Here is an 18508-nt window from a genome sequence, read left to right on the forward strand (position 1 = left end):
TGGCTCACGCGACGAAACCCGGCACGACCGTCCGGCTTCAGCACCCGGCGCGATGCGGCCGCGCATCGCCGGGCCGCCCCACGGCACGGCGGCCCTCATCCGATATCCCTGAAGGGTCGGCGTCGCGCGGGGGTGAGGGATGGACTGCGCCGCCGAGAGCTCCCATCGCCGCACTTCGGCCCGTCGACACGCTCCCGTCCCGCACCGGCTGGGTCGCGGCCGCCCCCCGAACGCGGAACGGCCCCAGGTCTCCCTGGGGCCGCTCAGTTCTAGGACGAGGTCGGTCAGCGGTAGCCGACCACCTCCAGCGTGCCGTCGGTGAAGGTGATCTGGCGGTAGTTGCCCGCCGACTCGCCCGGGCCGATCAGCTCGACGGCGCTCGCGCCGACATAGTCGACGTCGCCGCCGTCCTTGATGATCTGGATCGCCTTGGCCAGCTCGCCGGGCAGGATCTCCTCGCCGGGGGCGTTGGCCACGTCCATCAGCGTCTCCTTGTAGGCCGCCGGATCGGTGGACCCGGCCGCTTCCATGGCGAGCATGATCAGCGCGGCGGCGTCGTAGGACTCCGCCGAGAAGGGCTGCGTGCCGTCGAAGTCCTGCGCGGTCGCCATCTCTTGGAAGAGCTGCGCGCCGGGCGAGTCGGTGCCGGGGTTGGCGCCGAAGGAGCCGTCGATCTCGGAGCCGAAGTTGTCCTCGAGCGCTTGGCTGACCATCCCGTCGGGGAAGTAGAACTGGTCGAACGCGCCGGTGTCGAGCGCGGCGCGCACGATGCCCGACCCGCCTTGGTCGACGTAGCCCGCCACGACCAGCAGGTCGCCCCCCGCGGCGGCCAGCGCGCCGACCTCGGAGGAGTAGTCCGCCTTGCCGTCCTCGTGGGCGGCGTTGATTGTCACGGTGCCGCCGGCGGCCTCGAAGTTGGCTTGGATCGCGTCGGCGAGGCCCTTGCCGTAGTCGTTGTTGGTGTAGGTCAGGGCGATCGAGTCGATGCCCTCCTCCTGCAGGATCGCGGTGACGATCTCGCCTTGGCGCGCGTCGGAGGGCGCGGTGCGGAAGAACAGGCCGTTGTCCTCGGCATCGGTCAGTCCGGGCGAGGTCGCGGACGGCGAGACCATGACGATGCCGTTGGGCAGGGCGACGTTGGACAGCATGGCGCCCGTGACGCCCGAGCAGTCGGCGCCCATGATGCCGGCCACGCCCTCGTCGGTGATCAGGCGCTCGGTCGCGGCGGTCGCGGCGGCGGCGTCGATGCAGGTCGAGTCGGCGCGCACGCCCTCGACGGTCACGCCGTCGAGCAGCGTGCCGGCCTCGTTCACCTCGGCGATGGCCATCTCGGCGCCCGCGGCCATCGTCGGCGCGAGGGACTCGAGCGGGCCGGTGAAGCCGAGGACGATGCCCATCTTCACGGGGCTGTGGCCGTCGGCGAAGGCGGCGGTGGAGATGAGCGTCGCGGCGGACGCGAGCAGAAGCTTCTTCATGGGGATTCTCCCCTCCCTGTTGGATCGTTGTCCGGCGCGGACGCTACGATGCAGGATCGGGGAAGGGAATGGGCGGCGTGGAAACGCTGCCTTCGCGTCAGAGGGCCACGCCCCGCCGCCCCGCGAGGTCGGTGAAGAACTGCCACGCGACCCGCCCCGAGCGCGACCCGCGCGTCACCTGCCACTCCAGCGCATCCGCCCGCCAGCCGTTGTCCAAGGGGACGCCGTAGGCGCCCGCGTAGCCCTCGATCATGGCGAGGTAGGCGTCCTGGTCGCAGGCGTGGAAGCCGAGCCAGAGGCCGAAGCGGTCCGACAACGAGACCTTCTCCTCCACCGCCTCGGCGGGGTTGATCGCGGAGCCGCGCTCGTTCTCGATCATGTCGCGCGGCATGAGGTGACGGCGGTTGGAGGTGGCGTAGAACAGCACGTTCGCGGGCCGCCCCTCGACGCCCCCGTCCAGCACCGCCTTGAGCGACTTGTAGGCCGCGTCGTCGTGGCTGAACGAGAGGTCGTCGCAATAGAGCAGCCAGCGCGCGTCCGAGCCGCGCAGCAGGTGCAGCAGCCGCGAGACGGAGGCGATGTCCTCGCGCTGCAACTCGACCAGCTTGAGGCCCGTCGCCTCAAGCTCGCCGTGCACCGCCTTGACGAGACTCGACTTTCCCATCCCCCGCGCGCCCCAGAGCAGCGCGTTGTTCGCCGGCATCCCCTCGGCGAAGCGCCGGGTATTCTCCAGCAGCGTGTCGCGCGCGCGGTCGATGCCGACCAGCAGGCGCAGCGAAATGCGGCTGACCTTCGGCACCGGCTCCAACCGGTCGGGCGCGGCGTGCCAGAGATAGGCGGAGGCCGTCAGGTCCGGCAGCGTGGCGGGCGGTGGCGCCATCCGCTCCAAGGCGGCGGCGATGCGCGCGAGGTCGTCGCTCATTCGTCGTTCATCAGCCCCTCGGCCCGCAGCCGCGCGTCGCGGCGGCGCTCGACGATGCGCACGAGCTGGATCGAGATCTCGTAGAGGCCGTAGACCACGACGAAGAGGATCACCTGCGTGATCACGTCCGGCGGGGTGACGAGCGCGGCAAGCACGAGGATGCCGACCACCGCGTACTTTCGGACGTTGCCCAGCCCCTCGGCGCTGACCAGCCCGGCGATGCCCATGAGCGTCAGCAGCACGGGAAGCTGGAAGCAGAGGCCGAAGGCGAAGATGAACTTCAGCGAGAGGTCCAGCGACTCCCGCACGGAGCCGAGGAAGACGGTCCGCAGCTCCTCGTTCTCGATCACCGCGACCGGCTCGTTGCCCGACAGCAGCGTCACGAGCGCCGGGATCGCGTCGGAGAAGCCGATGAAGAAGTTCATCGCCAACGGCGTCACGACGTAATGCGCGAAGGCCGCGCCCAGCATGAACAGGAGCGGCGAGGCGAAGATGAACGGCAGGAAGGCGCGCTGCTCCTGACGGTAGAGGCCGGGGGCCACGAAGCGCCAGAGCTGGTGGGCGATCACGGGGAAGGACAGCCCGATCCCGAAGATCACCGAGATGCGGATCAGGACGAAGAACTTCTCCTGCGGGGCAGTGAAGATCAGCTGCGGGCTCTCGCCGCGGGCGCGCAGCACCTCGGCGATGGGCTGGGCGAGGAAGTTGAGGATCGGCTCGGCCACGGTGAAGCAGGCGATCATCGCCACGAGGAACGCGATCACCGAGCGGATCAGGCGCGTCCGCAGCTCGGCCAGATGCTCGATCAGCGGCGCGGCGGAGCCCTCGATATGGGCGTCCTCGTCGTCCTCCATCTCCTCGGGATGCGGCGTGTGCTGGTCCGTGGTGGCCATCGCTCAGGCCTCCTTCGCCGCGGGGGTCTCGGGCGCCTCGACCTCGGGCTCCGGCGCATGGGGATCGGGCACGGGGCCGTCCGACGCCTCCCGCTCCGCCGCCTCGCGGGCCAAGCGCTTCTCCGCGTACTCGCGCGACTTCGCGTCCATCGCCGCCTTCTGGGCCTTGCGCTTCTCCGACAGCTCGCGCGTGGCCGGCCCGGTCGTCTCGTCGGGCTCCCACGCGGTCAGGTCCTTGGCCGCGTCCTTGAACGCGTCCGTCCCGAACTTCTTGGGGTTCGCGATCTTGCGCAGGTCGCCCGCGATGTCGCCCACCCCGCTCTCGTCGGCGGCGTCGTCCATCGCGCGCTGGAAGTCGCGGGCCATGCGGCGCATCCGGCCGGTGAACTCGCCCACGCGGCGGAACATCACGGGCAGGTCCTTGGGGCCGACGACGATCAACGCCACGACCCCGATGACCAGCATCTCGCTCAGGCCGATGTCCGGCACGGCGCGCCCCCTGCCCTAGCCGAGGCTCAGACCTTCTCGCGGTCCGCCTCGGGGGTGACGTCGCGGGCGGCGGTCCCGTCGGCGAGCTCGTCGTGGTCGGCCTCCTGCTCGGAGCCGTCCTTCACGCCCTTCTTGAAGGCGGTGATGCCCTTGCCGACCTCGCCCATCAGCGAGGAGATCTTGCCGCGCCCGAACAGCACGAGCACGACGACGGCGATGAGCAGAAGGCCCGGCAGGCCGATGTTGTTGAGCATGACGCCCTCCCTCGGGGGGCCCGGCTCCCTCCGCCGGGCGATGAATGTCGCAACGGGACATACGCATCCCCGCGCGGGAGCGGAAGGGCGGCGCGGCGGAATCCCGCGCCGGCCCGTTCACGTCACTGCAGCAGCGGAGCCGGGTCGACGGCGTCGAAGCCCCGCCGCACCTCGAAGTGCAGGAAGGACGGATCGCCCGCCCCGACCGAGGCGATGCGCTGGCCGGCCGACACGTTGTCGCCCTTGCCGACGCGGACGCCGGAGACGTTCGCGTAGACCGTCAGGAGCCCGTCCGGGTGACGGAGCACGAGGATCGGGACCTGGTCCGTGTCCTCGGTGATCGCCGCGACGGTGCCGGAGGCCGCGGCGAAGACCGGCGCCCCTTCGGCGGCGGCGAAGTCGAGCCCCTCGTTGCGCGACGAGAACCCGCGCAGCACCTCGCCCCGGACCGGGCGGCGCAGCCCCGACGGGGCGGCCTCGGGCTCGGGCTCGGGGTCCGGCTCGACCGCGACGACGACCGGCTCGGGCTCGGGCTCGGCGACCTCCGCGCTCGCCTCCGTGCGGAACTGGTCGAGGTTCGGGCTCTCCGGCAGCGGCTCCGCCTCGATCGTCTCGGGCAGCGCGGAGGCCGCCGAGGGCGGGACCGGCGTCGCCGAGGCGCCCGGCGCGGCGGCGTCCACCGGCTCCGCGCCCGCCTCGCCGATCACCACTGGGATCAGCAGGAACTGGCCTTCGCGGACCGCGAGGTCCGAGCCGAGCCCGTTCCATTCGGCCAGCGATCGGGGCGACACCCCGTAGAGCCGCGCGATGGTGAAGGCGGTCTCGCCCCGCGCCACCTTGTGGCGCACCGGCTCCGGCCCGCCCTGCACGGCGGGGGCGGCCTGCGAGCCGGCCCGGTCGATCGCCGCGCCCGCGATGCCCGCGATGTCGGGCCGCCCGCCGGTCAGCCCGCTTCCGCCCACGGGCGACTGCAGCGCCAGCACCGCGTTCGGCGCCAGTTGGGTGTCGGTGGACATGCCGTTGAACGAGGCGAGCCCCTGCGCGTCCACGCCCACCCGGGAGGCCACCGTGGCGACGGTGTCGCCGCGCCGCGCCACCGCGACCTGGTAGTTCGGGTAGGTGATGAGGCCGCGGTCGTCGGGCTCGGGCCGGTCCTGCGTCGCCGCGCGGGCGGCGGTGGCCGTGTCGAGCCCCCCCGCCGCGTTGCCGCGCAGGTCGGGGTCGAAGCCTTGGCAGCCCATCACGAGCATCCCGGCGACCACCGGGACGATGAATGTCTTGGCCATGGGTCCTGTCCCTCCGCTCGGCCTCACTGTCCGGGCCGGCCCGATCTGACGTCGGGCTCGATCCCCTGCACCAATGGGACGAAGCGCACGTCGCCGAGGTCGTCGTAGTCGAACCCCGACGCCGTGCGCCGCACCTTCACGAGCGTCTGGACGGGTCCGGACACCCCCACTGGGACCACCATGATACCGTTTTCGCCGAGCTGCGCCAAGAGAGGGCCCGGCGGATCCTCCGAGGCTGCGGTCACGAGGATACGGTCGAACGGCGCCTGCTGCGGCCAGCCGAGGGAGCCGTCGGCGGTCATCACCGTCACGTTCGGGATGCCCAAGGCCTGATGGGTGGCCACCGCCTCGCGCGTCAGGCTGCGGTGACGGTCCACCGTGTAGACCCGCCGCGCCAGCTTCGAGAGCACCGCCGAGTGGTAACCCGACCCCGTCCCGACCTCGAGCACCGTGTCGCGCGGGCCGACCTCCAACGCCGCGCTCATCTGCGCGACGACGGAGGGCTGGCTGATGGTCTGGCCCGCGCCGATCGGCAGCGCCACGTCCTCGTAGGCCCGGTCGCGGAAGGTCGCCGGGACGAAGCGGGCGCGATCCACCTGCTCCATCGCCTCCAGCACGCGCTTGTCCGTCACGCCCGCCCGGCGGAGCATGACGATCAGCTGGAGGACCGTCTCCGGCGTCATCAGGGGGCCTGCCGCGCGTCCACGAGGTCGCCCTCGGACCCGTCCCCGTCGAGGCCGAGGCGGGCGAGCGTGTCGCGGTCGGTCAGGTCGGCGGTCATCGGCGTGACCGCGATCCAGCCGCGCCCGTTGGCGGCCACGTCGGTCCCCGGCCCGGTGTCGGCGGCCTGCGCCGAGCCGCGCACCCACATGTACTGCCGCCCCGACGGCGCGTCGTAGGGCTGCACGCCCATCCGCCCGTCGCCCCGGTAGCCCTGCGCCACGGCGGCCGCTCCGCGCACCTCCGCGGCGGCGACGGGCGGGAAGTTCACGTTGTAGAAGGTGCGGTAGTGGCCCGGCCTGCCCCAGAGGTCGGCGTCGAGCAGGCGCCGCATGAGGTCGGCGCCGTGCGCCCGCGACGCCTCGAAGGGGTCGTCGAGCGCGACGTTCCCCGGACCGTAGAACTGCGACAGCCCGACCGCGCGCAACCCCTGCAGCGCCCCCTCCATCGCGGCCCCCAGCGTGCCGGAGTAGAGCGCGTTCTCGCCCGCGTTGTTGCCCCGGTTCACCCCCGAGATCACCAGATCGACGCCCCCCTCGATCAGCCCCCGCTGCGCGGCCAGCACGCAGTCGGCGGGGCTGCCCTCGATGGCGAAGCGGCGCTCGCCCAGCTGCGAGACCATCGTCGGCTTCACGTAGGAGATGCAGTGGCCCACCCCCGACTGCTCGAAGGCGGGGGCCACCGTCCACACGTCGTCCGAGAGGTCGCGGGCGATGGCCTCGGCCACCTCCAGCCCGGGGGCGGCGATGCCGTCGTCGTTTGTCACGAGAATGCGCATGGGCCGCGCGTTACGCGGGCCGCCCCCTCACGTCCAGCGGGGCGGGCGCTTTTCGAGGAAGGCCGTGATTCCCTCGCCCGTGTCGTCGTCGGACAGGTTCTCGACCATCGCGTCGCGGGTCAGGCGGTAGGCCTCGTCTACCGGGCGCTCGGCCTGCGCGTGGAACGCGCCCTTGCCGATGCGGACCGCCGCCGGAAGCTTGGACGCGACCGTCCCGGCCAGCGCGGCGGTCTCGTCGACGAGGGCCTCGGGCGCCACCACCCGGTTCACGAGGCCCGCCGCCTCCGCCTCCTCCGCCGACAGGAACCGCCCCGTCGCCAGCATCTCGAACGCCTTCTTGCGGCCGACGTTGCGCGACAAGGCCACCATCGGGGTCGAGCAGAAGAGACCGATGTCCACCCCGTTCACCCCGAACCGCGCCCGCTCCGACGCGACCGCCATGTCGCAGGTGGCGACCAGCTGGCACCCGGCGGCGGTCGCCAGCCCGTGCACCCGCGCGATCACCGGCTGCGGCAGGTCGCGGATGCGCCCCATCACGGCCGTGCAGCGGTCGAACAGGTCCGCCAGCGCGGCCGGGTCGCCGTCCCGGTCCCGGATCTCGCGCAGGTCGTGGCCCGCGCAGAAGGCCCGCCCCGCGGCGGCGAGGATGACGACGCGGGCGTCCGAGGCGGCCACCTCGTCCAGCGCCGCGGCGAGCCGGTCCAGCATCTCATCCGACAGCGCGTTGAGCCGCGCGTCGTCGTCCAGCGTGAACGTGACCGTGGCGCCGTCGCGTTCCGTTTGCAGCATCGCGCCCTCCATGCTCCCCTCCCCCGGCCTACGACGGGAGGGACGCATGAAGGAAGTGGTGATGAACGAGGCGGCGCTCACGGCCTTCCTCGCCTCGGACTTCGCGCAGGTCGCCGACATGTTCGCCGTCGAGGCCGTCACCTCCGACGGCATCCGCGTCCGCCTCCGCGTCGGCGAGCAGCACCTCCGCCCCGGCGGCACCGTGTCCGGTCCGTCGATGTTCGGCCTCGCGGACGTCGCGGTCTACCTCGCGGTCCTGTCCCGCATCGGCCCCGTGGCGCTCGCTGTGACGACGAACTGCTCCATCGACTTCATGCGCAAGCCCGCGGCGCGCACGGACCTGATCTGCGACTGCCGACTTCTCAAGCTCGGCCGGGCCCTCGCGGTCGGCGACTGCCTGATCCGGTCCGACGGCATGGACGCGCCGGTGGCGCGGGCGTCGCTCACCTACTCGATCCCGCCTACTCCTCGCGGCACCTGATCGTCGCCACCTGCCGCGCGTCGACCGCGTTGAACACCGCGCGGCCCGCGTCCGTGCTGACGGTCGAGCCCGCCACCGGGACGCCCGACCGCCCGATCGCGACGCAGAACAGGAACCGCTCGGTCTCCCACGGGATGGCGCAGGAGATGCCCCCGGCGGTCGTCTCGCAATCGACGGTGAAGTCGCGCTGCGCCGCGGCGGCGGGCGGCGCGGTCCACAGCATCAGGAGGGGGGCGGCGATCAATAGGCGGCGCATGGCGGTCTCCAATCCGTTTGGGGACAGAACGCCGCATGGGCCGGAGAGTTCAAGGGGCGCGGCCTGGACGCCGCGTCGCGGGACGGGGTCCGGGCCGCGCGGGCGCGCCATGCCGGGGGGGACGGGGGCGCGGCGCGCGAGGGGCAGTCAGGCGACCCAGAAGGGCTTCGCGGCCTCGGCCTCCGCCTGCCGGGCGTCCAGCCCGAGATCGGCGAGGCGGTCCGGCGCGACCTCGCGCAGGTGCGCGCGGGTCCGGGCGCGGACGGCCCAGACGGACAGCACCCCGAGGTCCAGCGCGGGGCGCGGCAGGCGGGGCGAGAGGCGGGCGACGGGGTGGTCGAAGGCGGGAGCGGCCATGATGAACTCCGGGGAGCGTATCCCTACTTGTGTTGATACAATCGCACCGATACGGTACGAACGAGAGATACAATCGGCCCTGCCCCGCGTCCATCGGAGTATTGTCATGGGTACAATAACGAGCGCTGATGTCATCGATGTCGACTTCGGCGCCGACCCGCGCCCGAAGTATCTCGTGCTGGAGGGCGCCGTCCGCGCCGCCGTCGCGCGCGGCGACCTCTCGCCCGGGACCCGCCTCCCCCCGGTCCGCGACCTCGCGTGGCGCGTGGGCGTGACGCCCGGCACCGTCGCGCGCGTCTACCGGGCCCTCACGGACGAGGGCCTGCTGGAGGCGGCGGTCGGGCGCGGCACCTTCGTCGCGACCCCCCGCGCGCCGTCCGTGGGCCTCGCCGAGATCGAGGTCGCGGGCACGGTCAACATGCGCACCTCGCAGGTGATGGACGTGGGCCAAGCCGAGGCGATCGCGCGCGTCATGGCCGAGGTCGGCCCCAGCGCCGAGGGCTACGGCACCTATCCCGTCCGGCACAGCGACGGGTCGGTCCGCGACGCCCTGTCCGGCTGGCTCAGCGACACCGACTGCCAGCCGATCCCCGCGGAGGACATGGTCCTCTGCCTCGGCGCGCAGCACGGCATGGTGACGCTGTTCCAAGCCCTGCTCCACGGGCCCCGCCCCACCGTCGTGACCGAGGAGCTGTGCTACCCCGGCTTCCGCCACGCGGCGGGGCTGGCGCGGGCGGACCTCAAGGGCCTGCCCTTCGACGACGAGGGCGTGCTGCCGGACGCCTTGGAGCGCGCGGCGGTGGCCGGCGCGCAGGTCTTCGCCACGAGCGCGGAGGCGCACAATCCGACGACCATCCGGACCTCCGAGGCCCGGCGGCGCGAGATCGTGGCGGTCTGCGACCGATACAATGTCGAGATCATCGACGACGACTGCTTCGCCTGCGTGCCGACCGCCCCCGCCTACCGCGACCTCGCACCCCACCGCACGTGGCTCGTGACCTCGCTGTCCAAGACCATCTCGCCCGCGCTGCGGATGGGCATGATCGGTCCCGCCGAGGGCCGCGCCGAGCAGGCCGTGGTCGCCATGCAGCAGCAGTTCTTCGGTCTTCCCCGCCCGCAGTTGGACCTCGTGGAGGCCCTGATCTCGTCCGGCACGGCCGCGTCGATCCGCGCCGACGTGCTGCGCCTGCAGGCGGCGCGGGTCGCGCGCTGCCGCGCGGTGCTCGCGCCCTTCGAGCTGACCGCCCGCGACGACCTCCCCTACGCGTGGCTCCGCCTGCCCCGCGGCTGGCGCGCCTCGTCGCTCCTGCGCGCGGCCGAGGCGGAGGGCGTGATGCTCAAGGCGGCGGACGAGTTCGCGCTGATCGACGGCCACGCGCCCAACGCGGTCCGCATCGCGCTCAACGGGACGCTGGACGACGCGCGGTTCGAGGCGGCGCTGGGGGTGCTGGCCCGGCTGTTGGCGCGCCCGCCGCTGGAGGTAGACACCTGACCGGCCCGCCGGTGGGGTAAAATTGCACCCCATACGCAAGTAGCCGCGAGACAACGATTTTTCAGAGAACGGTGCGATTGACACCACCGCCCCATCCCTTAGATGCCGCCCATCCCGCGGGCCGCGCGTCCGTGCGCGAGCAAGAGCAACTCAATCGGATGGGCAGGACATGAAGACCTTCACCATGACCCCCGACCAGATCGAGAAGAAGTGGATCCTCATCGACGCCGAGAACGTCGTGCTGGGCCGCCTCGCCTCGATCGTGGCCAACCGCCTCCGGGGCAAGCACAAGGCGACCTTCACGCCGCACATGGACATGGGCGACAACGTGATCGTCATCAACGCCGACAAGGTGCAGCTGACCGGCAAGCACCGCGACCGGCCCGTGTGGCGCCACACCGGCTATCCGGGCGGCATCAAGATGCGGACCGTGGGCGAGATCCTCGAGGGCGACCACCCCGAGCGCGTCGTCATGCAGGCCGTCAAGCGGATGCTCCCGGGCAACAAGCTGTCGCGCAAGCAGATGACCAACCTGCGCGTCTACGCCGGCGCCGAGCACCCCCACGAGGCGCAGTCGCCCGAGGTGCTGGACGTGGCGTCCATGAACTCCAAGAACACGCGGAGCAACTGATCATGGCCGACCAGATCAACTCCCTCGAGGACCTCCAAGCCGCCGTCGGCGACGCCGAAGGCCAGACCCTCACCCTCGACGCCGAGCCGCGCGAGCCGGTCCGCGACGAGCTGGGCCGCTCCTACGCCACCGGCAAGCGCAAGGACGCGGTCGCCCGCGTCTGGATCAAGCCGGGCTCCGGCAAGATCACGGTGAACGGCAAGGAGTTCGACAAGTACTTCGCCCGCCCCGTGCTCCAGCTGATCGTGCGCCAGCCGTTCGGCGTCGCCGACCGCGAGGGCCAGTTCGACGTCATGGCCACCGTCAAGGGCGGCGGCCTCTCGGGGCAGGCGGGGGCCGTGAAGCACGGCATCTCCAAGGCGCTCCAGCTCTACGAGCCGGAACTGCGCGGCGCGCTCAAGGCCGCCGGCTTCCTGACCCGCGACAGCCGCGTGGTCGAGCGCAAGAAGTACGGCCGCCGCAAGGCCCGCCGGTCCTTCCAGTTCTCCAAGCGCTGATCCCGCGCCATCCACCTTCGGGAAGGCCCGCCCTCGTGGCGGGCCTTCTCCGTTCCGCCCCGCGCGATCCCGCCCTTGCGCGCGCCGGGGGCGCCCCGCCCTGCCGGCGGCGCTACGTGCGCCCCCATGCTGTCCATCTGGATTTACACCTCGCGCGCCCTGATCGCGTCACGCTCCGCTGACGAGGGGGCGCTCTACCTCCGGGCGCGGGCCAACAACCGGCGCGACGGCGTGACCGGCCACCTCCACCGCGCCCGCGACCGCTACGCGCAGGTGATCGAGGGCGATCCCGAGACGGTGGACGCGCTGCGCGCGCGCATCGCGCGCGACTGGCGGCACGACGGGATCTTCACGCTCCGCGAAGGCCCGGTCCTCGTCCGGACCTTCGAGACGTGGGACATGGGCTACGGCGACGGCGGGCGGACCCCGCCCCGCCTGCTCGCCGCCGCGCTCGCCCGCCCGACGCCATGGCCGGGCGTCCCGACCGTCCCGCGCGGGCGCCGCGCCCTCAACTGATCGCCGCTTGCCACCGCCCCGCCGCGCGGCCACTCTGGCGGCGGACGGGACGGGGAACGCCGTGGATCAGGACGACCGACGCGGATGGACGCTGCTGGCGCCGCCGTTCCTCTACGCGCTGGCGCTGCTCGCCGCGCCGCTGCTGACGATCCTGGTCTTCAGCTTCTGGACGCAGGACTACCTGACGATCGACCGCACGCTCACCCTCGCCAACTACGAGGAGGCGGTGACAGACCCGCTCTACCGGCAGCTGATGCTGCGCAGCGTGACGGTGGCGGGGCTGGTCACGCTCGCCACCGTGGTCCTCGCCTACCCGGTCGCCTACTTCGTCAGCTTCCACGTCGATCCGGGCCGCAAGTCCCTCTGGCTCTTCCTCATCACCATCCCCTTCTGGACGAGCTACCTGCTCCGTGTGTTCTTGTGGAAGGTGATCCTCGGCTACAACGGCGTCCTGAACTCCGCGCTCACCGGCCTCGGGATCATCGACGAGCCGCTGACCTTCCTGCTCTACAACGTGAACGCGGTGGTCATCACCTTGGCCCACGCCTTCGCCCCCTTCGCGATCCTGCCGATCTTCGTGGCCCTCGAGAAGATCGACCGCTCGCTGCTCGAGGCCTCGCGCGACCTCGGCGAGGGGCGGCTGCGGACCTTCCTGCGCGTGACGCTGCCGCTGTCGATGCCGGGCGTGGTCGCCGCCGTCCTGATCGTGTTCATCCCCACCATCGGGGACTACGTCACCCCCGCCCTCGTGGGCGGGCCGGGCGGCCTCCTGATCGCGAACATGATCCAGACCCAGTTCCTCGGCCTCAACAACCAGCCGATGGGCGCCACGCTCGCCGTGATCGCCATGCTCGTCGTCACCGTGATCGCGCTGGCCTTCGTGCTCGTCACCCGCCGCTGGACGAGGGCCTGAGATGCTGCGCGCCTACACCCTCGCCTTCCTCCTCTTCCTCTACGCGCCGATCCTGCTGCTGCCGGTCTTCGCGTTCAACGAGGGCACGGTCATCGCCTTCCCGCTGGACGGGTTCACCACGGAATGGTTCGGGCGGCTGACGACCACGCCGACCCTGCATCGGGCGCTGGCCAACTCGCTCCTCGTCGCCACCGCCTCGGCCGTGCTCGCCACCGCGCTCGGGCTGATGGCGGCGCGCGCCGCCGTGCGCTACCGCTTCCGGGGCAAGGGGGCGGCGATGGGGCTGATCATGCTGCCGCTCGTCCTGCCGGAGATCATCGTCGCGACCTCGCTCCTCGTGGTCGTCGTCCGCATCCTCGGCCTGCCCCTCTCGCTGCTGACGGTGGTCGCGGCCCACACGCTGATCTGCACGCCCTTCGCCGTCGCGATCCTCAACGCGTCCTTCTCCAACCTCGACCCCGCGCTGGAGGAGGCCGCCGTCGACCTCGGCGAGACGCGCGCCTCGACCTTCCGCCTCGTGACCCTGCCGCTCATCATGCCTGGGATCGTGGCCTCGCTTCTCATCTCCTTCACCATCTCGCTGGACGAGTTCATCATCGCCTTCTTCCTCACCGGCTCGGACCCGACCCTGCCCGTCTACGTATGGTCCCTGCTGCGCTTCCCGCGAGAGCTGCCGACCATCATGGCGCTCGGAACGATCCTCGTGATCGTCTCGATCGCGCTGCTCACGCTCGCGGAATGGTCCCGCCGCCGGGGCCTGCGCCGCACGGGCGCCCAAGACACCGGAGGGTTCCTCGCGCAATGACCGACCCGCTGATCGCCCTGCGCGGGGTGCACAAGCACTACGGCGACTACCACGCGCTCCGGGGCATCGACCTCGACATCCGGACGGGGGAGTTCTTCTCGCTGCTCGGCCCCTCGGGCTGCGGCAAGACCACGCTGCTGCGGACCATCGCCGGGTTCGAGGAGGTGTCCGAGGGGACGGTCATGCTCGGGGGGCAGGACATGCGGGGGGTGCCGCCCAACCGGCGGCCCACCAACATGGTCTTCCAGTCCTACGCGATCTTCCCCCACCTGACGGTCGCGCAGAACGTGGGCTTCGGGCTGCGCCGGCGGTCGGACCTGAACGCGCGGGCGCGCGACACGCTGGTGGCCGACGCGCTGGACATGGTGGGGCTGGACGGCTTCGGCGCGCGCGCGGCCACGGCCCTCTCGGGCGGGCAGCGTCAGCGCGTGGCGCTGGCCCGCGCCCTCGTCCTCAAGCCCAAGGTGCTGCTGCTGGACGAGCCGCTCTCCGCGCTCGACAAGAAGATGCGCGAGCAGATGCAGGTCGAGCTGATGCGCCTGCAGCGGCAGGTCGGCATCACCTTCATCCTCGTCACCCACGACCAGGAGGAGGCGCTCGTCATGTCCGACCGCATCGCGGTCATGTTCGAGGGCGGGCTCGCGCAGGTCGACGAGGCCGAGGCCCTCTACCGCCGCCCCGCCTCGCGCCGGGTGGCGGAGTTCATCGGCACCATGAACGTGCTGCCCGCCACGGTCGCGGGCGACACGGTGGACGTCGCGGGCCTCGGCCCCGTTCCCCTCTCGGAGATCGGCCATGCCGCCGAGGGCGGCGGCACGGTCGCGGTGGGGATGCGCCCCGAATCGTGGACCCTGCTCGCCCCCGGCGACCCCGCCCCGCCCCGCGCCACGGACGGGACCGTCGCCGAGGTCGTCTACTACGGCGACATGACCTACTACGACGTGGCCCTTCCCGGCGCCGAGCGCCCCGTCCGCGTGTCGATGCGCAACCTCTTCGGAAGCGACGTATTGGAGATCGGGGCGCCGGCCCGCCTCGGCTGGTCGCCGGGGGCGATGGTCCTGTTCCGCTAGGACCGGCCCTACCTTCACCATTCCTTAACCGCTCGCCCCGATCACCCTTCCTGCGCGCACCGGGGGAGACCCTGGACAGGATCATGACGGACCCCGACGGGCATCGAGAGATGTCGCCTCGTCGGCCGGCCTCGAAGACGACCAGGCCACCCGAGCGTGGCAGGGCAGCAAGGTTCGTCCGTCCCCACCCCGGACAACGGGACGGGACGCGGCGCCGATCTTCCTTCCCCCACGGGGGACCACCGCGAGATGCGAACCGCTCAGATCGCCCGCCATAGGATGAGGTCGTCGCGCGGCGTGCCGTCCTCCATGATCACGGACATGGGGATGCGGCCCGCCGCCTCGAAGCCGTGCCGCCGGTAGAACGCGACCGCCCGCGCGTTGCGGTCCGCCACCCACAGCGTCATGGTGCGCGCGCCCTCGGCCCGCGCCGCCGCCAGCGCCGCCTCCATCAGGAGGTCGGCCGCGCCCGTGCCCCGCCACGCCGCCGCGACGAGGAACGGCCCCAAGGTCGCCGCGTGCCGGATCCTGTCGAGCCGCCCGACGGTCACGCCCGCGAACCCCGCCAGCCGGTCGCCGTCGAACAGGCCCGTCAGCGTCCCGTCCCCGGCGCGCTCCGCCATCCGCTCGTCGGACATGGCCGCCATCTCGGCGGGCGACAGCAGGAAGGCGTCCGGATGCGCCGCCCCGCCCTCGGTCATCAGCGCATGCCATGCCGCCCCGTCCGCCGCCGTCAGCGGGCGGGTGGCGAGGTCAGTCATCGTCGTGGGACGGCACCTTGCCGGACGGCGCGGCGTAGGGCGCGGTCACGTCGTGCAGGCGCAAATCGAGGCATTCGGCCTCCGCCACCACCACCCCGTCGCCCGCGAAGGTCAGGCGCAGCGTCCCCGCCGGATCCTCGGGGTCGCCGCCCGGCGTCCAGTCGAGCGACAGCAGCGACAGGACGATGTCCCCGTCGCCCGGCACCACGCCCTGCCCCCGCACCTTCGTGACGCCGGACGCGATCATCACCGCGCGCACCCGCTGCGCCCCCGCGCCCGCCTCGCGGCGGACCCGGTTCACGAGCAGCGCCAGTTGCCGGTCCGCCGCCAGCCACCGCATGTCGCCCCCCGTCAGGACCGCGTCCTGCACCAAGGCCGAGACGACCTGCAGGTCCTCGGCATCCGTGGCCAGGAGGCGGAGCGCCCGGCCGTCCGCGTCGCCGAACCGCGCGTCAGCCATCGTCGCGCACCCGCTCGATGGTCGCGCCCACGCCCGACAGCTTCTGGACCACACGCTCGTAGCCCCGGTCGAGGTGGTAGACCCGCGCCACCCGCGTCTCGCCCTCGGCCCGCAGCCCCGCGAGGATCAGCGAGAAGGAGGCCCGCAGGTCGGTCGCCATCACCGGCGCGCCGCGCAGCCCGTCCACGCCCGTCACGCGCGCCGTGCCGCCCGAGACGTCGATGTCCGCGCCCATGCGGATCAGCTCGGGCGCGTGCATGAAGCGGTTCTCGAAGATCGTCTCCTCCAGAACCGACGTGCCCTCCGCGAAGACCATCAGCGCCATCATCTGCGCCTGCAGGTCCGTCGGGAAGCCGGGGAACGGGGCCGTGGTGACGTCCACCGACCGCACCGGGCCGCCCGCATGCGTGACGCGCAGACCGGCCTCGGTCTCCTCGATCCCGATGCCCGCTTCCTCCATCTTGTCGCACAGCGCGCCCACGAGGTCGCGGCGCCCGCCCAGCAGCTCGACCGAGCCGCCCGCGATGGCGGGCGCGATCATGTAGGTCCCCAGCTCGATCCGGTCCGTGATGACCCGGTGGGTCGTCCCGTGCAGCCGGTCCACGCCGCGCACCACGATCTCCGAGGTGCCCGCGCCCTCGATGTCCGCGCCCATCGCGATCAGGCAGTCGGCCAGCGCCTTGGTGTCCGGCTCGCGGGCCGCGTTGCGGATCACCGTCGTGCCGCGGGCGAGCACGGCGGCGCACATGACGTTCTCGGTGGCCCCGACGGAGGCGAAGGGGAACTCGATCTCCGCCCCCTTGAGGTCGCCGCGCGCGTGGACGTAGCCGTCGCGCAGCTCGACCGTGGCACCCATCGCCTCGAGCCCCGCGATGTGGAAGTCGACCTTGCGCGCCCCGATGGCGCAGCCGCCCGGCAGGCTGACCACCGCCTCGCCGGTGCGCCCGATCAGGGGCCCCAGCACGTTGAACGACGCGCGCAGCTTGCGGACGATCTCGTAGTCGGCGGTGGTGGAGGTCAGGTCGGCGGCCGACAGGACCAGCGTCTGCCCCTCGGCGAGCGGCGCGACCTCGACGCCGAGCGACTCGAGCAGCTGCGTCAGCGTGCGGACGTCCGACAGGCGCGGCACGTTGGTCAGCGTGAGCGGCTCCTCGGAGAGCAGCGCGGCGCCCATCAGCTTCAGGCAGGTGTTCTTCGCCCCCGCGATGGGGATCGTCCCGCGGAGCTCACCGCTCCGCCGCACCACGATGCTGTCCATGCCCGTCCTCGCTGTCGTCGCGGGTCTCCGCCCGCGTGTCCTCGTCCGCGCGCTCGCGCGCCTGCGCCTTGCGCCGTCCCATGTTGGCCTTGAGCGCCCTCTTCAGGCGCGCCTCGCGCTCGGATTTGGCGCTCATGGGACCTCCTGTCGCGCCCCGCCCACATACGGGCCGCGCCGCGCGGGGTCCACCCGCGCACGGGGCTTGCACCCCTCAAGGCGTCGGTCTAAGCGCGCCGCCACGGACGCTGCTGTAGCTCAGAGGTAGAGCACTCCCTTGGTAAGGGAGAGGTCGAGAGTTCAATTCTCTCCAGCAGCACCATCTCCCCCGCCCGAGCGATCCCCGCCGCCGCCCGCCCTCGGGTCAGGGCGCCGTCAGGCCCCGCGCCGGCATGAAGTACGCGAGCGCGTCCGCGCGCCCGACGAGGCCGAACTTCGCGCAGGCCCGCCGCTTGTAGGTCTCGGCGGACTTGGGCGAGATGCCGATCTCCGCGCCGATGCGCTTGAAGGAATGCCCGAGGACGTAGAGCCGGATCACCGCGCGCTCGCGCGCGCTGAGGATCGGCACCGGGCGGCCGCCGGGCAGCAGCAGCGACGCCAAGGCCTCGCGCAGGCCGACCGGCGCGCCCGCGGCCCAGTCGACGGCGCAGCGCACCGCGCGGCGCGCCTCGACCAAGGGGAACCGGTCCGTGCCCGGGCGCACGAGCACGACGTCGATGTCGCGCGAGTCGAGCACCTCCGCCCCGTCGAGCACGGGATCGGGCAGCACCGTCGCGTCCACGATCACGACGTCCCCCACCTTGGCGGCGGCGGACAGGGCGACGGGACAGGTGCTGGTGATGGATGGGGCGTTCGCCGCCGACGTGACGGCCGCCGCGATGGCGTCGACGCGGGCATCAGAGGCGAGGACGTGCGTGGTGGACGGATGGGACGTCCAGAGTGTCGCCTCGACGGAGGCGATGTCAGTATCTTTCATGGAATCAACCCTCGAAACTACGTACCGTAACCACCGCCCCGAAATACGAGCGGCGAGAACCGGCGGTCGGGAACAGCCCCGACTCGCTCACGGTCCACACGTTAACCCGTTGTTAAGGCCTTGCGTGCAAAATCTTGCCGAGGTTGTGCCGGAACACGACTATTCCGCCTTTGCACGAACGCATACGCGCGTCCCGCGGACTCGACCCCGCTGAAAACGCGTCGTTTTTCTGTCTAGCCGTCATCTTGTACGCCAGCGGGTAGGCAATTCTCTGACTTCTTCGGAATGCGGCAAACGTGTGACCGATGTGTGGCCAAACGACGCTTGGGGATCCGTCGTGGCGCTGCGCAGACCGGGTCGTACCGCACCCGCACCGTCGCCTCGAAGCCTCCACTCGTCCCGGCCCGGCCGATGCTCCGCCTTGCGGACCCG

The 18508-nt window shown here is 72.0% G+C and carries 24 protein-coding genes and 1 tRNA gene; 9 read left to right on the forward strand and 16 right to left on the reverse strand.

Features of this window, described 5'->3' with window-relative positions:
• Positions 1-284: 284 nt before the first annotated feature.
• From JQC91_RS10575 to JQC91_RS10615, 9 genes are all read right to left on the reverse strand, one after another.
• On the reverse strand, positions 285-1475 hold the full coding sequence (locus JQC91_RS10575) for an ABC transporter substrate-binding protein (RefSeq protein ID WP_203286788.1): 1191 nt from the start codon (positions 1473-1475) through the stop codon (positions 285-287).
• Between the two features lie 97 nt (positions 1476-1572).
• On the reverse strand, positions 1573-2397 hold the full coding sequence (locus JQC91_RS10580; RefSeq protein ID WP_203286789.1) for an ATP-binding protein: 825 nt from the start codon (positions 2395-2397) through the stop codon (positions 1573-1575).
• A complete protein-coding gene (gene tatC, locus JQC91_RS10585) occupies positions 2394-3251 on the reverse strand; it encodes a twin-arginine translocase subunit TatC (protein ID WP_203287529.1) in 858 nt (285 codons plus the stop codon). The genes JQC91_RS10580 and tatC overlap by 4 nt, the downstream gene beginning before the upstream one ends.
• A 42-nt stretch (positions 3252-3293) precedes the next feature.
• Entirely contained in the window at positions 3294-3779 is a 486-nt protein-coding gene (tatB, locus tag JQC91_RS10590; RefSeq protein ID WP_203286790.1) for a Sec-independent protein translocase protein TatB, read from the reverse strand.
• A gap of 26 nt (positions 3780-3805) precedes the next feature.
• Complete coding sequence (locus JQC91_RS10595; protein WP_203286791.1) at positions 3806-4033, reverse strand: twin-arginine translocase TatA/TatE family subunit; 228 nt, start codon at positions 4031-4033, stop codon at positions 3806-3808.
• Between the two features lie 122 nt (positions 4034-4155).
• Positions 4156-5319, reverse strand: coding sequence for a M23 family metallopeptidase (locus JQC91_RS10600; protein WP_203286792.1), 1164 nt, complete (start codon positions 5317-5319; stop codon positions 4156-4158).
• 23 nt (positions 5320-5342) lie between these two features.
• Positions 5343-6002 carry a protein-L-isoaspartate(D-aspartate) O-methyltransferase gene (locus tag JQC91_RS10605; RefSeq protein WP_203286793.1) on the reverse strand — a complete coding sequence of 220 codons (660 nt, stop codon included), beginning with the start codon at positions 6000-6002 and terminating at the stop codon, positions 5343-5345.
• Positions 6002-6817 carry a 5'/3'-nucleotidase SurE gene (gene surE, locus JQC91_RS10610; protein WP_203286794.1) on the reverse strand — a complete coding sequence of 272 codons (816 nt, stop codon included), beginning with the start codon at positions 6815-6817 and terminating at the stop codon, positions 6002-6004. Before surE ends, JQC91_RS10605 begins: the two co-directional genes overlap by 1 nt.
• A gap of 27 nt (positions 6818-6844) precedes the next feature.
• Positions 6845-7606 (reverse strand): enoyl-CoA hydratase, encoded by a 762-nt coding sequence (locus tag JQC91_RS10615; RefSeq protein ID WP_203286795.1) that lies wholly within the window; start codon positions 7604-7606, stop codon positions 6845-6847.
• 46 nt (positions 7607-7652) lie between these two features.
• On the opposite strand from JQC91_RS10615, the gene JQC91_RS10620 reads away from it, so the two are divergent.
• Positions 7653-8087, forward strand: a complete 435-nt coding sequence (locus JQC91_RS10620) for a PaaI family thioesterase (RefSeq protein ID WP_238941472.1) — start codon at positions 7653-7655, stop codon at positions 8085-8087.
• Here the strand turns inward: JQC91_RS10620 and JQC91_RS10625 are convergent.
• Positions 8068-8343, reverse strand: a complete 276-nt coding sequence (locus JQC91_RS10625) for a hypothetical protein (RefSeq protein ID WP_203286796.1) — start codon at positions 8341-8343, stop codon at positions 8068-8070. The two genes, JQC91_RS10620 and JQC91_RS10625, sit on opposite strands and share 20 nt — an antisense overlap.
• Positions 8344-8490: 147 nt before the next feature.
• Complete coding sequence (locus JQC91_RS10630) at positions 8491-8700, reverse strand: hypothetical protein (RefSeq protein ID WP_203286797.1); 210 nt, start codon at positions 8698-8700, stop codon at positions 8491-8493.
• A gap of 106 nt (positions 8701-8806) precedes the next feature.
• Here JQC91_RS10630 and JQC91_RS10635 point away from each other — a divergent pair, with 106 nt between their 5' ends.
• The 7 genes from JQC91_RS10635 (at position 8807) to JQC91_RS10665 (ending at position 14624) form a co-directional block, all read left to right on the forward strand.
• On the forward strand, positions 8807-10192 hold the full coding sequence (locus tag JQC91_RS10635) for a PLP-dependent aminotransferase family protein (RefSeq protein WP_203286798.1): 1386 nt from the start codon (positions 8807-8809) through the stop codon (positions 10190-10192).
• Between the two features lie 169 nt (positions 10193-10361).
• Positions 10362-10823 (forward strand): 50S ribosomal protein L13, encoded by a 462-nt coding sequence (rplM, locus tag JQC91_RS10640; RefSeq protein WP_203286799.1) that lies wholly within the window; start codon positions 10362-10364, stop codon positions 10821-10823.
• A 2-nt stretch (positions 10824-10825) separates the two neighbouring features.
• Positions 10826-11320, forward strand: a complete 495-nt coding sequence (gene rpsI, locus JQC91_RS10645; protein ID WP_203286800.1) for a 30S ribosomal protein S9 — start codon at positions 10826-10828, stop codon at positions 11318-11320.
• Positions 11321-11446: 126 nt separating this feature from the next.
• Positions 11447-11836: a BLUF domain-containing protein gene (locus JQC91_RS10650; protein WP_203286801.1), complete on the forward strand. Its 390-nt coding sequence runs from the start codon at positions 11447-11449 to the stop codon at positions 11834-11836.
• A 61-nt stretch (positions 11837-11897) separates the two neighbouring features.
• Positions 11898-12749, forward strand: coding sequence for an ABC transporter permease (locus tag JQC91_RS10655; protein WP_203286802.1), 852 nt, complete (start codon positions 11898-11900; stop codon positions 12747-12749).
• A gap of 1 nt (position 12750) precedes the next feature.
• Positions 12751-13554, forward strand: a complete 804-nt coding sequence (locus JQC91_RS10660; RefSeq protein ID WP_203286803.1) for an ABC transporter permease — start codon at positions 12751-12753, stop codon at positions 13552-13554.
• Positions 13551-14624, forward strand: coding sequence for an ABC transporter ATP-binding protein (locus JQC91_RS10665; protein WP_203286804.1), 1074 nt, complete (start codon positions 13551-13553; stop codon positions 14622-14624). Before JQC91_RS10660 ends, JQC91_RS10665 begins: the two co-directional genes overlap by 4 nt.
• Positions 14625-14884: 260 nt before the next feature.
• Here JQC91_RS10665 and JQC91_RS10670 read toward each other — a convergent pair whose 3' ends face one another.
• From JQC91_RS10670 to JQC91_RS10685, 4 genes are read right to left on the reverse strand one after another with little or no spacing between them, the layout of a single operon-like run.
• Positions 14885-15385 carry a GNAT family N-acetyltransferase gene (locus JQC91_RS10670; RefSeq protein WP_203286805.1) on the reverse strand — a complete coding sequence of 167 codons (501 nt, stop codon included), beginning with the start codon at positions 15383-15385 and terminating at the stop codon, positions 14885-14887.
• Positions 15378-15845, reverse strand: coding sequence for a DUF2948 family protein (locus tag JQC91_RS10675; RefSeq protein WP_203286806.1), 468 nt, complete (start codon positions 15843-15845; stop codon positions 15378-15380). The genes JQC91_RS10670 and JQC91_RS10675 overlap by 8 nt, the downstream gene beginning before the upstream one ends.
• Complete coding sequence (gene murA, locus JQC91_RS10680) at positions 15838-17103, reverse strand: UDP-N-acetylglucosamine 1-carboxyvinyltransferase (protein WP_203286807.1); 1266 nt, start codon at positions 17101-17103, stop codon at positions 15838-15840. Before murA ends, JQC91_RS10675 begins: the two co-directional genes overlap by 8 nt.
• A complete protein-coding gene (locus tag JQC91_RS10685) occupies positions 17072-17239 on the reverse strand; it encodes a hypothetical protein (RefSeq protein WP_203286808.1) in 168 nt (55 codons plus the stop codon). Before JQC91_RS10685 ends, murA begins: the two co-directional genes overlap by 32 nt.
• A gap of 108 nt (positions 17240-17347) precedes the next feature.
• On the opposite strand from JQC91_RS10685, the gene JQC91_RS10690 reads away from it, so the two are divergent.
• A tRNA-Thr gene (locus JQC91_RS10690) sits at positions 17348-17422 on the forward strand.
• Positions 17423-17464: 42 nt separating this feature from the next.
• Here JQC91_RS10690 and JQC91_RS10695 read toward each other — a convergent pair.
• Entirely contained in the window at positions 17465-18076 is a 612-nt protein-coding gene (locus tag JQC91_RS10695; RefSeq protein WP_203286809.1) for a LuxR C-terminal-related transcriptional regulator, read from the reverse strand.
• Between the last annotated feature and the right edge of the window lie 432 nt (positions 18077-18508).

It is taken from the genome of Jannaschia sp. Os4, from assembly GCF_016820245.1.
Taxonomy (GTDB): Bacteria; Pseudomonadota; Alphaproteobacteria; order Rhodobacterales; family Rhodobacteraceae; genus Jannaschia.

Coding starts and splice junctions, on each gene's coding strand:
- JQC91_RS10575 (WP_203286788.1), bottom strand. CDS start 1,475: ATGAAGAAGCTTCTGCTCGCGTCCGCCGCGACGCTCATCTCCACCGCC.
- JQC91_RS10635 (WP_203286798.1), top strand. CDS start 8,807: ATGGGTACAATAACGAGCGCTGATGTCATCGATGTCGACTTCGGCGCC.
- JQC91_RS10650 (WP_203286801.1), top strand. CDS start 11,447: ATGCTGTCCATCTGGATTTACACCTCGCGCGCCCTGATCGCGTCACGC.
- murA (WP_203286807.1), bottom strand. CDS start 17,103: ATGGACAGCATCGTGGTGCGGCGGAGCGGTGAGCTCCGCGGGACGATC.
- tatC (WP_203287529.1), bottom strand. CDS start 3,251: ATGGAGGACGACGAGGACGCCCATATCGAGGGCTCCGCCGCGCCGCTG.
- JQC91_RS10615 (WP_203286795.1), bottom strand. CDS start 7,606: ATGCTGCAAACGGAACGCGACGGCGCCACGGTCACGTTCACGCTGGAC.
- JQC91_RS10620 (WP_238941472.1), top strand. CDS start 7,653: ATGAAGGAAGTGGTGATGAACGAGGCGGCGCTCACGGCCTTCCTCGCC.
- rpsI (WP_203286800.1), top strand. CDS start 10,826: ATGGCCGACCAGATCAACTCCCTCGAGGACCTCCAAGCCGCCGTCGGC.
- rplM (WP_203286799.1), top strand. CDS start 10,362: ATGAAGACCTTCACCATGACCCCCGACCAGATCGAGAAGAAGTGGATC.
- JQC91_RS10675 (WP_203286806.1), bottom strand. CDS start 15,845: ATGGCTGACGCGCGGTTCGGCGACGCGGACGGCCGGGCGCTCCGCCTC.
- JQC91_RS10595 (WP_203286791.1), bottom strand. CDS start 4,033: ATGCTCAACAACATCGGCCTGCCGGGCCTTCTGCTCATCGCCGTCGTC.
- JQC91_RS10605 (WP_203286793.1), bottom strand. CDS start 6,002: ATGACGCCGGAGACGGTCCTCCAGCTGATCGTCATGCTCCGCCGGGCG.
- JQC91_RS10625 (WP_203286796.1), bottom strand. CDS start 8,343: ATGCGCCGCCTATTGATCGCCGCCCCCCTCCTGATGCTGTGGACCGCG.
- JQC91_RS10665 (WP_203286804.1), top strand. CDS start 13,551: ATGACCGACCCGCTGATCGCCCTGCGCGGGGTGCACAAGCACTACGGC.
- JQC91_RS10580 (WP_203286789.1), bottom strand. CDS start 2,397: ATGAGCGACGACCTCGCGCGCATCGCCGCCGCCTTGGAGCGGATGGCG.
- JQC91_RS10685 (WP_203286808.1), bottom strand. CDS start 17,239: ATGAGCGCCAAATCCGAGCGCGAGGCGCGCCTGAAGAGGGCGCTCAAG.
- JQC91_RS10695 (WP_203286809.1), bottom strand. CDS start 18,076: ATGAAAGATACTGACATCGCCTCCGTCGAGGCGACACTCTGGACGTCC.
- JQC91_RS10630 (WP_203286797.1), bottom strand. CDS start 8,700: ATGGCCGCTCCCGCCTTCGACCACCCCGTCGCCCGCCTCTCGCCCCGC.
- surE (WP_203286794.1), bottom strand. CDS start 6,817: ATGCGCATTCTCGTGACAAACGACGACGGCATCGCCGCCCCCGGGCTG.
- JQC91_RS10660 (WP_203286803.1), top strand. CDS start 12,751: ATGCTGCGCGCCTACACCCTCGCCTTCCTCCTCTTCCTCTACGCGCCG.
- JQC91_RS10600 (WP_203286792.1), bottom strand. CDS start 5,319: ATGGCCAAGACATTCATCGTCCCGGTGGTCGCCGGGATGCTCGTGATG.
- JQC91_RS10670 (WP_203286805.1), bottom strand. CDS start 15,385: ATGACTGACCTCGCCACCCGCCCGCTGACGGCGGCGGACGGGGCGGCA.